General features: G+C 48.0%; 15 protein-coding genes. 10 read left to right on the forward strand and 5 right to left on the reverse strand.

All coding sequences use genetic code 11. From position 1 onward, the window contains the following. Positions 1 to 129: 129 nt before the first annotated feature. On the reverse strand, positions 130 to 576 hold the full coding sequence (locus NWAT_RS14745) for an SRPBCC family protein (protein WP_013221825.1): 447 nt from the start codon (positions 574 to 576) through the stop codon (positions 130 to 132). A gap of 204 nt (positions 577 to 780) precedes the next feature. On the opposite strand from NWAT_RS14745, the gene NWAT_RS14750 reads away from it, so the two are divergent. From NWAT_RS14750 to NWAT_RS17690, 4 genes are all read left to right on the forward strand, one after another. After that, positions 781 to 2,292, forward strand: coding sequence for a lytic transglycosylase domain-containing protein (locus tag NWAT_RS14750; protein WP_013221826.1), 1,512 nt, complete (start codon positions 781 to 783; stop codon positions 2,290 to 2,292). Between the two features lie 431 nt (positions 2,293 to 2,723). Then, positions 2,724 to 3,515, forward strand: coding sequence for a co-chaperone DjlA (gene djlA, locus NWAT_RS14755; protein ID WP_013221827.1), 792 nt, complete (start codon positions 2,724 to 2,726; stop codon positions 3,513 to 3,515). Between the two features lie 27 nt (positions 3,516 to 3,542). Next, positions 3,543 to 3,749, forward strand: coding sequence for a hypothetical protein (locus tag NWAT_RS17685; RefSeq protein ID WP_013221828.1), 207 nt, complete (start codon positions 3,543 to 3,545; stop codon positions 3,747 to 3,749). A 60-nt stretch (positions 3,750 to 3,809) separates the two neighbouring features. Further along, positions 3,810 to 4,280, forward strand: a complete 471-nt coding sequence (locus NWAT_RS17690) for an alpha/beta hydrolase (protein WP_232420286.1) — start codon at positions 3,810 to 3,812, stop codon at positions 4,278 to 4,280. 121 nt (positions 4,281 to 4,401) lie between these two features. On the opposite strand, the gene NWAT_RS14765 is transcribed toward NWAT_RS17690, so the two are convergent. Continuing rightward, positions 4,402 to 5,064, reverse strand: coding sequence for a hypothetical protein (locus NWAT_RS14765; protein ID WP_232420159.1), 663 nt, complete (start codon positions 5,062 to 5,064; stop codon positions 4,402 to 4,404). A gap of 480 nt (positions 5,065 to 5,544) precedes the next feature. On the opposite strand from NWAT_RS14765, the gene coaBC reads away from it, so the two are divergent. The 4 genes from coaBC to argB all read left to right on the forward strand — a co-directional run bounded on the left by coaBC (position 5,545) and on the right by argB (position 10,771). Continuing rightward, complete coding sequence (coaBC, locus tag NWAT_RS14770) at positions 5,545 to 6,756, forward strand: bifunctional phosphopantothenoylcysteine decarboxylase/phosphopantothenate--cysteine ligase CoaBC (protein WP_013221830.1); 1,212 nt, start codon at positions 5,545 to 5,547, stop codon at positions 6,754 to 6,756. Continuing rightward, positions 6,737 to 7,192: a dUTP diphosphatase gene (gene dut / locus NWAT_RS14775; protein WP_013221831.1), complete on the forward strand. Its 456-nt coding sequence runs from the start codon at positions 6,737 to 6,739 to the stop codon at positions 7,190 to 7,192. Before coaBC ends, dut begins: the two co-directional genes overlap by 20 nt. A gap of 219 nt (positions 7,193 to 7,411) precedes the next feature. Next, positions 7,412 to 9,826: a phosphomannomutase/phosphoglucomutase gene (locus NWAT_RS17870; RefSeq protein WP_269724263.1), complete on the forward strand. Its 2,415-nt coding sequence runs from the start codon at positions 7,412 to 7,414 to the stop codon at positions 9,824 to 9,826. 39 nt (positions 9,827 to 9,865) lie between these two features. Further along, a complete protein-coding gene (gene argB, locus NWAT_RS14785; protein ID WP_013221833.1) occupies positions 9,866 to 10,771 on the forward strand; it encodes an acetylglutamate kinase in 906 nt (301 codons plus the stop codon). Between the two features lie 39 nt (positions 10,772 to 10,810). Here the strand turns inward: argB and NWAT_RS14790 are convergent, their stop codons facing one another. Next, positions 10,811 to 11,476 (reverse strand): hypothetical protein, encoded by a 666-nt coding sequence (locus tag NWAT_RS14790; RefSeq protein WP_013221834.1) that lies wholly within the window; start codon positions 11,474 to 11,476, stop codon positions 10,811 to 10,813. Positions 11,477 to 11,518: 42 nt separating this feature from the next. Between NWAT_RS14790 and NWAT_RS14795 the strand changes: the two genes are divergently transcribed. Further along, on the forward strand, positions 11,519 to 12,274 hold the full coding sequence (locus NWAT_RS14795; RefSeq protein WP_013221835.1) for a sulfite exporter TauE/SafE family protein: 756 nt from the start codon (positions 11,519 to 11,521) through the stop codon (positions 12,272 to 12,274). Here NWAT_RS14795 and pyrE read toward each other — a convergent pair. Continuing rightward, positions 12,255 to 12,926 (reverse strand): orotate phosphoribosyltransferase, encoded by a 672-nt coding sequence (pyrE, locus tag NWAT_RS14800; RefSeq protein ID WP_013221836.1) that lies wholly within the window; start codon positions 12,924 to 12,926, stop codon positions 12,255 to 12,257. The two genes, NWAT_RS14795 and pyrE, sit on opposite strands and share 20 nt — an antisense overlap. A gap of 156 nt (positions 12,927 to 13,082) precedes the next feature. On the opposite strand from pyrE, the gene NWAT_RS14805 reads away from it, so the two are divergent. Beyond that, complete coding sequence (locus tag NWAT_RS14805; protein ID WP_013221837.1) at positions 13,083 to 14,279, forward strand: AmpG family muropeptide MFS transporter; 1,197 nt, start codon at positions 13,083 to 13,085, stop codon at positions 14,277 to 14,279. Between the two features lie 11 nt (positions 14,280 to 14,290). On the opposite strand, the gene NWAT_RS14810 is transcribed toward NWAT_RS14805, so the two are convergent. Beyond that, entirely contained in the window at positions 14,291 to 14,599 is a 309-nt protein-coding gene (locus NWAT_RS14810; RefSeq protein ID WP_013221838.1) for a DUF167 domain-containing protein, read from the reverse strand.

Below are 14,599 nucleotides of genomic sequence, written 5' to 3' on the forward strand. Positions count from 1 at the left end.
CAGAACGAGGGGGGGTATTTCACCACTTGAAAACGACCCTTCAGCAACAGGCTTTGCTTTCTCCATAGAATAATCTATATAAGAGCGTATTTTTTGAAACTACTCATGAATGTTGGCAGAATTGATAGATTACGTTGTTTTTTCTTCGAGCAACCCTTTTAAATTATGCACCGTACTGTTGGTGCCTCCCCGAATAGCCGCCTCAATAAGTTTTTCAAAGGGCCGCATAAAAAAATCAATCTTTAATAACTCGAAGGTAAAGCTAATTCGTGTCGTCTGCTCGAGAGATGCAAAATCATAAATCACTCGAAAGGGTGTCTGAGCAGTCCCCTCGCAACAAAAACACCGGTTGGGTTCAAATCTGGTAACACGGAAAGTAGACTCGGTGCGTCGTCCCTGATCTTTTCTTACCTGCCGCCCTAACGTGCCCTCGCCTACCGGTCCATCAGAAAGCTGCTCTAATTCTATAACCTCGGGAGACCATTTAGGATAATTGCTGAAGAAATCCACCGATATAAACTGGAACACATCATCGATAGGCCGGGCTATCACAATGCTTGATTGGGCGCTAATCATGCTCAGGCTCCTACCTCGCTGTGTAAATGGTAGTCATTAGGCGACCGGTATCGAATCGGATAGTAACGTATCTACACCGATGCTTGCTACAAAATAGTCGACTTTACAACTATTTTTTCTTACTCTTCAAGTATTATTGCCTTAACCTGTTGCGCTCCTGGCCGAATAAGAACGAATAGTGGAATAATTCTGGAGCAAAAAAAGATGCCTTCTCTCTTTGCCGCGATTTTTATGGGTGCCTTACTATTTTCAGCTAATCCAAGCTTTGCTAAATCATGGGACTTGTTTCCCCGATCACCAGCGCTAGCGCAAGATATTCGTTTCTGGACCCGGGTTTATACCGAAATCGATAATAATCATGGCTTTATTCATGACAACCGGCACCTTAACATTATCTATGAAGTAACCCCTTTACCCGCCGATCTAAATCCACAGGCTGCCAAGAAACAGCTTCAAGAACGACAGCAACACTATCAAGGGATCTTGCTCCGTCTTGCCGAGGGCAAACGGGATAACCTTACAGAAGAGGAGCAACGAGTACTCGCACTTTGGTCACGGAATGTGAGCAATAAAACGCTCCAGGCCGCCTCTGTAAGACTTCGCTTCCAACGAGGACAAGCAAATCGTTTTCGCGAAGGATTAGTCCGCGCTGGCGTCTATAAGCCTTTTATTCTCAAAACTTTGGATTCCCTGGGTCTGCCGCGGGAACTCGCCGTATTGCCTCATGTGGAGTCCTCATTCAATCCAGCCGCCTATTCCCATGCTGGCGCTGCGGGGCTATGGCAGTTCACCCGCCCCACCGGGCGCCGTTTTCTTCGTATTGATCATATTGCGGATGAACGCTTGGACCCCTTCAAGGCCACGATCGCTGCCGCCCGCTTGCTCCAGGATAATTATGAAAAGACTGGTACCTGGCCCTTAGCCATCACAGCCTACAATCACGGCGTATCAGGAATGCAGCGGGCGAAAAAGCAAATGGAAACCTCGGATATTGTGGCTATTCGGCAGCATTATAAAAGCCCTACTTTTGGCTTTGCCTCGCGTAACTTTTATGTGGCCTTCCTTGCCGCTTTAGAGGTAGATGCCAACGCAAAACTCTATTTTGGCCCTTTTCAGGCAGATAAACCAATAAAAAGCGAGAACATAGAGCTTCCGGACTTCATCCCTGTTCACGCGCTACAGCGAGTTTTGGAGCTTGATCAAGCCACGCTCAAACAAAGCAACCCTGCTCTGCTCTCGCCTGTCTGGAAAGGCCATAAATACTTGCCTCGGGGCTATAGGCTACGCATACCCTGTACCCCCACCTGTAGCGGAGCTAAAGCACTAACTTATTTGGCTCCCTGGGAACGATTTGAGGAACAAATACCGAATCGTGTTCATAAGGTTCAACAGGGGCAAACCTTATCCCATATTGCCCGACGCTACCATATTAAAGTCCATAAGCTAATAAAATTGAACAAGCTTGCTAACCGCCATCACATTCGGATAGGACAAATCCTACAATTACCTTTCCCTGCCACTGCGGACGGAAACCACGCTCGCTCCAAAACTGGTCACTACACGGTGCAACGCGGCGATACACTTTCTAGAATTGCCCATCGTTTTGGGATCACCCAGCAAGCACTTTTAAAAAGCAATAATATTACCGATAAACATCGAATTTATGCTGGCCAAAATTTACTACTAGCGCAATTTCCTTCTTCCTCCGAAAACTAGGACATAGCGCACACTTCGTAAAGGATAGCAAGAAGAGGATAATGCGCTGAAGTTATTAACCGAAATAACCCATGCTGCATCTTGGCTACCTGCTCGACCACGTTTATTAAAAATTTCTGCTAATAATTATATTGGAATCCTTAAAGCAAGCGTAACCTCCTGCTAAGAAGCTTTAGCTAGCAAAACAAAAAATCCTTGAATAAAATATGGACGTTTTAGGAACAAGTTAGTGGCGTGCGTATCAGACTTTTTCAGGGAGAAAAAACGAGCTTGCGGAATACCACCAACTTGTTCCAGGAATACTTCAAAGTTCTCGCTAGGATACTTAATCTTCGTTTCTACTCCACCCTACTCTTATCCATTAACATTTAGCTTATCTCAAACCAATAACGTTAAAATAAGATAATGTTCAGCATTCAGCGATCGTATCAATGAGTTGGTGGGGTAAAACGTTAGGCGGCACCTTTGGCTTTCTATTGGGAGGTCCCTTAGGGGGTCTGCTAGGTACGGCCCTGGGCCATCAAATTGATAATGGATTGAAAAAAATTGCTTCTTTGGGGCTTCCCTCGGAAGAGCGAAAACAGATCCAAAGCGCATTTTTCACCGCTACCTTTTCAGTTATGGGACACTTGGCTAAGGCGGATGGTTGGGTTTCACCCAACGAAATTCGAATAGCCGAAACTATTATGTCTCGTATGCAGCTTTCCCCGGAGCGACGCCGGGCCGCTATTAGACTATTCAATCAGGGTAAGCAGCCTAATTTTCCTCTCAACGAGATGCTGGATCAATTTTACCGCAATTGCCGCTATCGGCGTGTCTTGGTACGTGTGTTCCTGCAAATTCAACTGCAAGCAGCCATGGCTGATGGCCCCATCAACAGGACGAAACAACATTTATTGTGGCATATCTTTAACCGCTTGGGGATCTCCCAGCGAGAGTTTAAGGCTCTACTTTCATTACTCCAGGGAAAACGGGAGCAAGAAACGACGGGCAGAGGCAAAACACAGCAGCACCACCTCAAACAAGCCTATACCGTCCTAGAAATCAATGAAAGCGCTAGCAATGCTGAAGTGAAGCGTGCTTATCGACGGCTAATGAGTCAGCACCACCCGGATAAACTGGCTGTCAAAGGACTACCCGAAGACATGATGACGCTTGCTACCGAAAAGGCTAAAACCATTGGCGCCGCCTATGAACAAATCCGTAAAAACCGGGGCTTCTAATCTAATAGCCACCGCCCTCAAGAAAGCATGAATCTTGCCATTCTGCTAAAAGGCGCATGCTTGCTTATCCTTGCCTATGGCATAGTGATGCTCCCGGCGTATCTCTTCCAACCGTATCTGTTATATTTGCCCAATACCCCTAGTAGAACTGTGATGGGGACTCCAGCGCAGATAGGGCTTACCTTTGAAACGGTCACCCTGACCACCGAAGATGGCATTGTCATTAAGGGCTAGTACTTACCCGCCGCTAAAGAGCGGGGAACCATACTGTTTTTTCATGGCAATGCTGGCAATATTGCCCACCGCCTAGACTCCTTAAGATTATTCCACAGTCTTCGGCTCTCCAGTTTTATTATTGATTACCGAGGCTACGGTCACAGTCAAGGCCATCCTACCGAAGCAGGCACCTATCAAGACGCTCAAGCCGCTTGGCATTATCTGACTCAGCAACGCCAGATTCTCGGGAAAAAAATTATCATCTTTGGCCGCTCTTTAGGTGGAGCCATTGCTTCACAGCTAGCTGCTCATACCCGGCCTGGAGCCTTAATCGTGGAATCGGCTTTTACCTCCATTCCAGATTTAGCGGCAGAAATCTATCCTTTTCTGCCGATCCGATGGCTAGTACGCTTTCAATACCCTACCAAGGATTTTCTGCAACAAGCTACTTCCCCGTACTTATCATTCACAGCCGTGATGATGAGATTATCCCTTTCGCTCATGGGCAAGCTCTCTTCAAAGCAGCCCTTCTCCCTAAACAACTGCTAATGCTAAACGGAGACCACAACCATGCCTTTTTAACCAGCAAACGGATCTACTTGGAAGGGATAGAAGCCTTTCTGCAAACTTACTTCGAGCAATGAAGGGTTAAATTAATTGCTCTATAATTTTATCTTTGCCGCTCAATATTATCGATAACAACAGCGGTTCCAGACTCCAAAACGAGCTTATCGCCTTCTTTTAGGAGCGTGAAATTTAGCCTCCCTCTCAAGCTTCGGGGACCGGAGAGCACAAATTGACTCTGGGTTTCACTGCTTAGCAATGCGGAATCCAGCGATTCGCCCACTTCCTGCACCAGCTCCTCGCCAATAATCTCATCATGTCCTGCTTGCCCGAACATACCTATAAACCAAATCTGATTACCGGTTGGAACGCCTACCCCGGTTGCAGTAGCAAAAAACCCCTTCAACTTGACACGGCTATAGACTAGTCCTTGCGGTCCACCAGCGAAGTCATGTTCAAAGCTTACTGTCCTTATCTCCTCGGATGCCTCTGTCGCCACGAATGCTACATTTCTAAATTCGATTGCATTCACATTTTTCCGCGTTTTAACAATGCAAACCCTAGGTGCTTTGCCAGCTTCACTCCCCACCACTCGGAGCCCGGAATAATCACCCTCGATAGCCACGCAGGTTCCGGCAAAACCGCCTTTCTCATCAACTTCTAATATTTCCCCTTGGATGTTGGTGATCAATGCGCGGGCAGAGCTAACTTCTAGCCCCATTATCAATAAGAACAAGCTTAGGGTAGCCGTCCAAAGCAACCTCATCATCCATCCCCCTATGAAATTATCTACTGTCACTAAAAAATACCTGGGTTTTTGTAACTACTCTCCACTCTCTACCTTAGTCAAGGCTTCCCATTCGGAAATTGGGTATGGGCCTTCGTTAGCAAAGAGCTTGAATATTCGCTTTTCAGGTAACCTCCCGGTTTTCATCAGCTGCTTTCTGGAAACCCTTATTTTGAATAGTATACGATACACTTTAACCATACAGCATGCTTAATCTTAATATGCTCCCTCGTATCGTCAACGTTTGCCTGATGGGGCAGAAATCGTCCATTGCTTCCTATTGTATAATGCTTTTAGCTAGAGGAGCAGCCTGGTTCCGCTCATTATCCGATTGCCGAACTGGAAGCAGCGGTGAGTGAAGCTTCCATCGTTACTCCACCCAAAAAAGGGGTTTCGCCATGCGCGAGGGAATAAGATGGAGAGAAAAACGCGATTAAGGGATTATTTTTCTTCAACAAAATAATGTTTGCTCATCCTTTAAAAGAAAAACGTATACTGCTAGGGGTTAGCGGTAGTATCGCAGCTTATAAAGGTGCCGATTTGGTTCGCCGACTGCGAGAGTTGGGGGCTAAAGTGCAGGTTGTCATGACAACTACCGCCCAGGGGTTTATCACTCCTCTCACCTTTCAAGCATTGAGTGGAAAACCCGTTCATACTGCTCTTATGGATCCAGCTCAAGAGGCAGCCATGGGACATATTGCCTTAGCCCGCTGGGCAGATTTATTGTTGGTAGCGCCAGCCTCGGCAGACTGCCTAGCACGGCTAGCCCAGGGCCGGGCCAACGATTTGCTTACCGCGATATGCTTGGCGACAACCGCTCCTTTGGCAGTAGCTCCCAGCATGAATCAGCAAATGTGGCAAGCTCTGGCAACACAAGAAAATATAGCGGTTTTATGTAGGCGAGGAGTGCAGGTATGGGGGCCTGCCAAAGGAGAGCAGGCCTGCGGCGAGCAAGGTCCGGGCCGGATGGCGGAGCCCCATGAATTAATAGGGGCAGCAACGAAGCTATTGACCAAGCCCTTTCTCGCTGGCCGGTCTGTGCTAGTAACCGCCGGACCCACCCGTGAATCTTGGGACCCGATACGTTTCCTTAGTAACCGCAGTTCTGGCAAGATGGGGTATGCGCTAGCCGCTGCAGCGGCTGAAGCCGGAGCCCAGGTAACGCTGATTAGCGGGCCAGTAGCTCTTGAGACGCCTCTGGGGGTACACCGAATTCAGGTGGAGAGCGCCCAGCAGATGTGCGATGCTATGCTTGTCCAAGTGGCGGCCATGGATATCCTTATTGCCTGTGCCGCCGTGGCCGATTATCGGCCCGTTAAACAAGCAACTCAAAAAATTAAGAAAACTCACCAGGGCCTAACCCTAGAGCTAGAACGAACGCCGGACATAGTTGAGCAGTTGTCTAATTTAGCCGATAAACCCTTTATCGTTGGATTTGCCGCAGAAACCGAGCACCTCGAAACCAATGCAAGCCGTAAACTTAAACACAAAGGGCTTGATATGATTGCCGCCAATTGGGTGCGAGAAGGGCAAGGTTTTGAGGTGGATGACAATGCCTTAACGGTCTTATGGCATGGCGGTAAAGTAGATCTGCCCAGGACATCTAAAACTCAACTAGCCCGAACGTTTATAAAATTGATTGCGGAACATTATCATGCCAAAGGTCCAGCTTAAAATTCTAGATTCCCGCCTTGGAACGGAGTTCCCTCTGCCGGATTATGCCACTGCAGGATCAGCGGGGTTGGATCTACGGGCTTGTATAGAAAGGCCCCTAGCCATTTTACCTGGCGCTACCCAATTAATTCCTACGGGGCTAGCCATTCATATCGCTGATCCGAAGTTTGCCGCAGTGCTACTTCCCCGCTCCGGGTTGGGGCATAAACAAGGTATTGTGCTGGGTAATCTGGTGGGCCTTATTGATAGTGATTATCAGGGGGAGCTTCTGATTTCTTGCTGGAATCGGGGAACAGAGTCTTTTACCCTTGCTGTGGGGGAGCGAATTGCCCAGATGGTTTTTGTGCCAGTAGTGCAGATGGAATTCGAGCAGGTAGAAGCTTTTACTGCTACTCCGCGGGGAGAAGGGGGCTTTGGCCATACGGGCCGGCACTAACTCGAAAGTTGTTTTAATCCCACTTCATTTTTAGTTACCCATACCCATTTCGAAGTTATTAGGCCGGAGCACAGGTTTTGAGATGGCGACTGAACTTAAGCTTAATGGTCATAAAATCAAAGGATAAAATCTTTGGCTGGTAAATTTTCCTTCTTTAGGAAGCAAAGCAAACACTCATTACAGCCTAAAGAAAAGAAGGCATTAGGAAACTATACCTTCGTGGCTTTTTTAACCACGGGATTTATTTTTGTGGGTTTGGCGCTGCTTTTCTACCAACATTGGTTACTTTCTTCTGGGCAACAATTTAGGAAATTGATTCAATTAGAGACTCAGCGCCAGGCAGTGGCCGTACACGCAAAAATCCGCTCCTATGCTGAAACTCTCACCTCCATGGCACGTAATCCCGTACTTTTACGATTAGTCGAGAATCAAGATAAACGATTATTGCGACTCAAGGAGCAAGAACTGAAATACGCTTTTCCTGGAGCGATAGGCGTTCGGATTTTACCACCAGGGATAAATGACATTGATAAACAGGCAACGCCACCCCTAAGTTATTCAAGCCTAGCCCTGTTGCGGGCGGCAGAAGAGAGCAGTGGGGCAACGCTTGCGGAAATACACTTGTTAGGCCACTCGGGACAATATGTGGCTATGGCCCACCGCCTCCTCTCACCAGATGGAGAGGTTGCAGGCGTTTTGTTCCTAACCCTTGAGCCTAGTGTATTTACAAAAGCTCTAAGCCAGCCGGGTTTAGCAGGCGGTTACCTGGAATTACGCCAGGGTGCGAAGCAGCAGCAGGCATTTGCTAGCTATGGAAATAGGCAATTAGCAAGCACTCCTCCCCAAGGGCTTATCCCTATTGAAGGTAGTCGTTGGCAATTGGCCTATTGGGCACCTATCCAAGAGAGAGGAGAAAACACTCATCTTATCTTTTGGGGAGGATTGATTTTTGGATTGCTGGCACTAGGCCTGATTTTTTATGCTCGAGATCGGCTATTTGCACGTTTTTTGCGGGAAGATTTGATGACCTTAGTGAATTTGGTCCGTGACTTACAAAGAAGCCAGCTACAGGGCCGCTATAAAATCCATTTACCCGCTTTTAAGGGAGCAGCAGCCGTCATCCAGCGTATGGCCTCGGACAAACAGGTCACAGGAGAAACCATCGCCCCCGGGATGGCTTTCAGGGAAGATGCCTTCAGTGATGAGGATTTTCAAACAGCAGAGAGCATGAAAGTGAAAGAACAGCCCCTTAAACAGAGCGGCCGCATCGCCCCCTCTATTTTTAAAGCCTATGATATTCGCGGTGTGGTAGGAAAAACACTCACACCGGAGAGTGTATATGAAATTGGGCGCGCCATTGGTAGCGAGGCCCGTGCGCAAAGCCAGCAAAATATTATCGTGGGTCGAGATGGTCGCCTTTCTGGTCCCGAATTAGCCCATAAACTTATCGAGGGACTTCGAGCAACGGGCTGTGATGTAGTCGACATTGGCGTGGTGCCGACTCCGCTGCTGTATTTTGCCGCGCAATATCTAAGTACCGGCTCAGGGGTGATGCTAACGGGAAGCCATAATCCCCCTGACTATAACGGTATGAAAATTATGCTGCGCGGCGAGACACTTGCACTAGAGGCCATTCAGGCTTTGCGGCGTCGAATCGAAGCAGAGGATTATACCCGTGGCGCGGGTGATTTACAGACAGTGGATGTGGTCCCTGATTACATCGAGCGGGTAACTAGCGATGTGAAACTTACCCGTCCCTTAAAAATTGTAGTGGACTGCGGCAATGGGGCCGCTGGCGAAGTCGCCCCTCGCCTATTCCGAGCGCTTGGCAGTGAAGTTAGCGAATTATATTGCGAGATTGACGGTCAATTTCCTCACCACCATCCTGATCCGAGTCAAGCAGAAAATTTAGAAGATTTGATCGCCAAGGTAAAAGCAACGGGTGCAGATTTAGGGCTGGCTTTTGATGGTGATGGTGATCGGTTGGGGGTAATTGATTCTCAGGGCCATATTATTTGGCCTGATCGCCAGCTGATGCTTTATGCCATGGATGTCCTTTCCCGGCATCCAGGGGCTACCATCCTTTATGATATCAAATGCTCCCGTCATTTAGATCAGGTTATTACTGAATATGGAGGCAGCCCGTTGATGTGGAAAACGGGGCACTCCCTTATTAAAGCCAAGATGAGAGAGACCGGTGCCCTTTTAGCAGGCGAAATGAGCGGTCATCTCTTTTTCAAGGAACGCTGGTTTGGATTTGATGATGCTCTCTATGCAGGGGCTCGCCTGCTGGAGATTTTGGCTGCCGATACCCGGTCCTCGGGGGAAATATTTGCTGCCTTGCCAAATGGGGTAAGCACGCCGGAGTTGCGAATAGAGATGGCCGAGGGAGAGCATTTTCAGTTTATGGAAAAATTACTGCACCAAGCCGAGTTCCCGGAAGCTGCTGTAACCACCATCGACGGGCTACGGGTGGATTTTGAGGAGGGATGGGGGCTGGTCCGCCCTTCGAATACCACGCCTTGCTTAGTTTTACGGTTTGAGGCCAATGATGCTGAAGCCTTGGAGCGTATTGAAGATAACTTTAGGCGTTTACTATTGGAAGTAGATCCCAGTCTGATATTACCGTTTTAAGTGAATAGGTCAACGATAAATTTTGGAAGCAGTGCCGCGATGACTTTAACCATCGATTATGCCATGAAGATTGCCCAAGTGCTGACCGAATCCCTTCCCTACATCCAGCGTTTTGCAGGAAAAACCGTGGTTATCAAATATGGCGGTAACGCGATGGTGGATGATGATCTCAAAAACGGCTTTTCCCGTGACGTGGTTCTGATGAAGCTGGTGGGGATCAATCCCGTTGTGATCCATGGCGGGGGGCCACAAATTGGCCGTTTGCTAGAGCGCGTTGGTAAGCAAAGTGAGTTCATCCAGGGAATGCGGGTAACGGATAAGGAAACCATGGATATAGTGGAAATGGTTCTTAGCGGGCAGGTCAATAAGGAGATTGTGAATCTGATCAATCAGCATGGCGGTCATGCCGTGGGCCTTACTGGCAAGGATGGCACCTTAATCCAGGCAGAAAAGCTGCATTTAACCCAGGATAGGGGCGATCCGGCCACCCATATCCCCGAATTTGTGGATATGGGTCACGTAGGGAAGGTGAAGCAAATTAATACTCGTATTGTGGAGCTGCTGGTTCAAAGCGATTTTATTCCAGTCATCGCTCCTATTGGCGTAGGGGAAAACGGCCAATCCTATAATATCAATGCCGACCTGGTTGCAGGGAAATTAGCAGAAGCCCTGGGAGCAGAGAAATTAATTTTGCTTACTAATACGTCGGGTTTACTCAACAAAGAGGGTAAATTATTAACCGGCCTGAATGCTCATCAAGTCCAGAGCTTAATCGCGGATGGGACCATATCAGGCGGGATGCTGCCTAAGATACAGTGCGCCCTTGAAGCAGTACATGCTGGTGTAAGGTCAGCCCATATCCTTGATGGTCGGGTTGAACATGCAGTCATTCTGGAACTCTTTACCGACGAAGGGATAGGCAGCCTTATCCACAAGGGGTGCTGAATCTAACCATTTATTATCTATAAACACCTCACGCAGATCTTAGAAGCTTGGAAGATGACCCCTAGACTGAGTAAGCTCCTGAAAACGTTTGAGATCCTCAGTAAATTTTTCCTTAATAGCTACTTGCTCCTGGCGTTTCTTAGCAATATAACGCTGGTTACGGACTAAATGGGCCTTGACGTTTTGGATACCAGTAAGTAATTGCTCAGGAATCGTTTGGCCATTACGCTCTAAATGAGCTGCTTGATTTTGGCGTTCTCTCAACGCCTGTTGCAGTGTCTTTATTTTGCTCTGAACAAGTCTGATAGCTCCTTCAATAGCTCCGATCTGACTATCCCGGATTCGCAATAAATCGGCTTCAGAGCCAAAAGTCGCTAAGAGCATGTGATTATAATCTTCCTGCTCTTGCGCTCGCTGCCGCTTTTCTGCTTCGATTTGAGCAAGGCGTGCTTCCTCAACAAGTTGTTTCTGAGTTTTTGCAGGGGGGACTCGTTTAACCACTACCATTGTCTGACTATTAATAATTTCATATCCTCCCTGAACCGCCTCTGGGGGAAGGTTACCACTGAGCATCTGCGTCCCATTTTCGCCAATATAACGATAAAGCTGCCCTGCTTGCACTAAAGAGCTAAAACTACAGAGAGCGGCTAAGATAGAAATACCTGCTATAAACAGAATTTGGATAACGTTGCTTATTTTAGGCATAGGACAATTCAGAAAAACCTATTAACTAGACCCTTAGCCGCAATGCATTGGTTTGATCAAGGCGCTTTATTTCTCATTTCCCTGCTAGCTAATTTATTTTCGGCCTTCAGCGGAGGTGGAGCAGGGCTAGTGCAGTTGCCGGCATTAATTTTCCTGGGCCTGCCCTTTGGTATCGCGCTAGCAACCCACAAGGTAGCGTCCGTCGCCCTAGGTATCGGCGCTACTCTCCGGCACTTGAGAGAAGAGACCTTAGAGCGTCGATTTGCCCTCTTTATTCTGGCCTGGGGTTTACCGGGAGTTATCCTCGGAGCGAATGTAATTCTCAAAATTCCCACCCGCACAGCAGAGTTTGCACTGGGTTGTTTAACGCTAAGTTTGGGAGTCTATTCTTTCCTCAAACCGAATCTGGGACAAGCCCCTCATCTTTTAAACCGCCACTGGCGAGGCTATTTAGTAGGTGGCGGCACTTTATTCTTCATCGGCATTTTAAACGGCTCTTTAACTTCAGGCACCGGACTCTTTGTCACTCTTTGGTTAGTGAGATGGTTTGGTTTAGACTATAAGCGGGCGGTGGCTTATACATTGGCGTTAGTCGGCTTGTTTTGGAATGGCGCAGGAGCCTTAACGCTAGGATGGCTCGGCAATATCCAATGGACTTGGCTACCAGCTTTGCTCATAGGTTCTTTGCTGGGAGGGTATTTAGGTGCTCATCTTTCTATTGTCAAAGGTAACCGCTGGATTAAGCGAGGCTTTGAAATAGTGACCTTACTCATTGGGCTCAAATTGATTGCGGGTTAAAAATCCGCTCTACTCCATATTGTTTTTTATAGGCTTGCATTTTATTTAAATGTTCTTTCATTCCCGGCTTCCCTTCTAAATGGCGAATCAGATGGTCTAGACAGGTAATGCTCACTACGGGAATACCATGCTGGGCTTCTACCTCTTGGACAGCAGATTGTTTCCCTTGACCCCGCTCCTGGCGGTCCAAGGAAATCGCTACACCCGTGAGTGCAGCCCCTGCGGCATGGATAAGAGCAGCCGATTCTCGTACTGAGGTGCCGGCGGAAATAACATCGTCGACGATTAGAACCCGAGCGCCTTTAAGTGGACTCCCCACCACCTTTCCTCCTTCCCCATGATCCTTGATCTCTTTGCGATTAAACGCGTACTCTATATCCCATCCATGTTGTTCCATCAATGCAATAGCTGTAGCTGTCACTAAGGGGATGCCTTTATAAGCCGGTCCAAAAAGCACCTCGAAAGCAAGTCCCGAGTCAGCAATGGCTTGGGCGTAGAAACGACCTAGCCGGGCCAGGCTTGCACCGCTATTGAATAATCCGCTATTAAAAAAGTAGGGGCTCATCCGACCGGACTTCAGGGTGAACTCCCCAAAGCGCAGCACTCCCTTTTCGATCGCAAACTTAATAAATTCGTTTTGGTAGCTCTTCATTCGTATTTCATAAGAAAAAGTACTATTTTAACGGACCCCATATCCTTAGAAAACTTAAGCCGTAATTTTCTCTTTGAGGATACAATGGGTTAATGATACTTATCCATTCTGGCTATTAATGAGCGCCTCAATTTGATTAAAGCAGGGCGAAAGTACTTGTGCGTTATTTTCTCAGGACGCATGTTGGTGGTTTCCTTGATGGGGTTTTCCAGTGGCCTGCCCCTTTTGCTCACCGGTTCAGTATTGCAGGCATGGATGCAACAAGAAGGTGTGGATTTAGGAACTATCGGTTTGTTTGCTCTGGTGGGGTTACCCTATACGCTTAAGTTCCTATGGGCTCCTTTTTTGGATCGCTACTCACTCGGTGGTATGGGACGCCGCCGGGGCTGGTTGTTACGAGTGCAAATCGGGCTCATCCTCGCCCTGATGGGGCTGAGTTTAACAGAACCTGCCGCCAACCCCATAGACGTTGCCGCTGCCGCCTTGCTAGTGGCCTTCTTCTCCGCCACCCAGGATATCGTGATTGACGCCCATCGCCGGGAAAGTTTAGCCGATCATGAACTAGGTTTAGGATCCTCCCTTTACGTTAATGGTTATCGAGTAGGGTTGCTATTGGCCTCTGGCGGAGGATTAATCCTTGCTGATTATATGCCTTTTCACCAAGTTTACCAGTTACTAGCGCTAACCATGTTAATTGGCGTACTCACTACCCTGCTAGCGCCAGAGCCGACCATTGCTGCTGAGACTCCTAAAACATTCCATGAAGCCGTTATAGCGCCTTTTCTAGAATATTTTCGCCGTCCTAATGCCTTTTTGATTCTACTCTTTATTCTGCTTTATAAAATCGGCGATATCATGGCGAGCCACATGAGCATGCCCTTCTATTTAGACCAAGGCTATTCCAAGACTGAGATCGGCGCCATTGTTAAAGGATTTGGGTTTTGGGCTACAGTTTTGGGCGGTCTGACGGGGGGGGTTGTAATGCTACGATTAGGTATCTACCGGGCGCTATGGGCGTTTGGCCTGCTGCAAAGCATTTCTACCGCCGGTTTTGTCGCGCTTGGCGCTTATGGCTATAGCCTGTCAGGTCTTACTGCCGTTATCACCTTTGAAAATGTGAGCGGTGGTATGGGAACGGCTGCTTATGTGGCGTTTATGTCGAGTCTGACAAACAAGAAATTTACTGCCACCCAGTATGCCTTGCTTTCTAGCCTAATGGGGATTCCCCGCGTTATTGTGGCGGCACCAACCGGTTTTCTTGCCACCAATTTTGGATGGGTGGTATTTTTTTCCTGCTGTGCTTTGATGGCAATTCCAGGGCTACTTTTATTACGCCGCTTTCGGTCTTGGTAGTAGGCCAACTTCTAACTTACTATTTTGCGAATAGGAGGGGTGATACCTGGCAGCAATTTAGCTGGTTTCTCAATGCGCACCCGTTTGTCCCGGCTAGCGGTTCCTGAAAGTAGATAGACTTGGTTTCTGCTGACCTGGAAGGTTTTAACCAAGAAGCGGAGCAGTTGAGTGTTAGCCTTGCCTTCTACCGGGGGTGCGGTAATTCGAATTTTTAGCCGATTCCCATGGGGGCCAATAACTTCATCGCCTCTAGCCCTGGGCTGGAGGCGTATCTGGACAATTAACGCCTCCTGCTGCCAGCAATACCATTGAGCCGTCAT

Source organism: Nitrosococcus watsonii C-113 (genome assembly GCF_000143085.1).
Lineage (GTDB): Bacteria > Pseudomonadota > Gammaproteobacteria > Nitrosococcales > Nitrosococcaceae > Nitrosococcus > Nitrosococcus watsonii.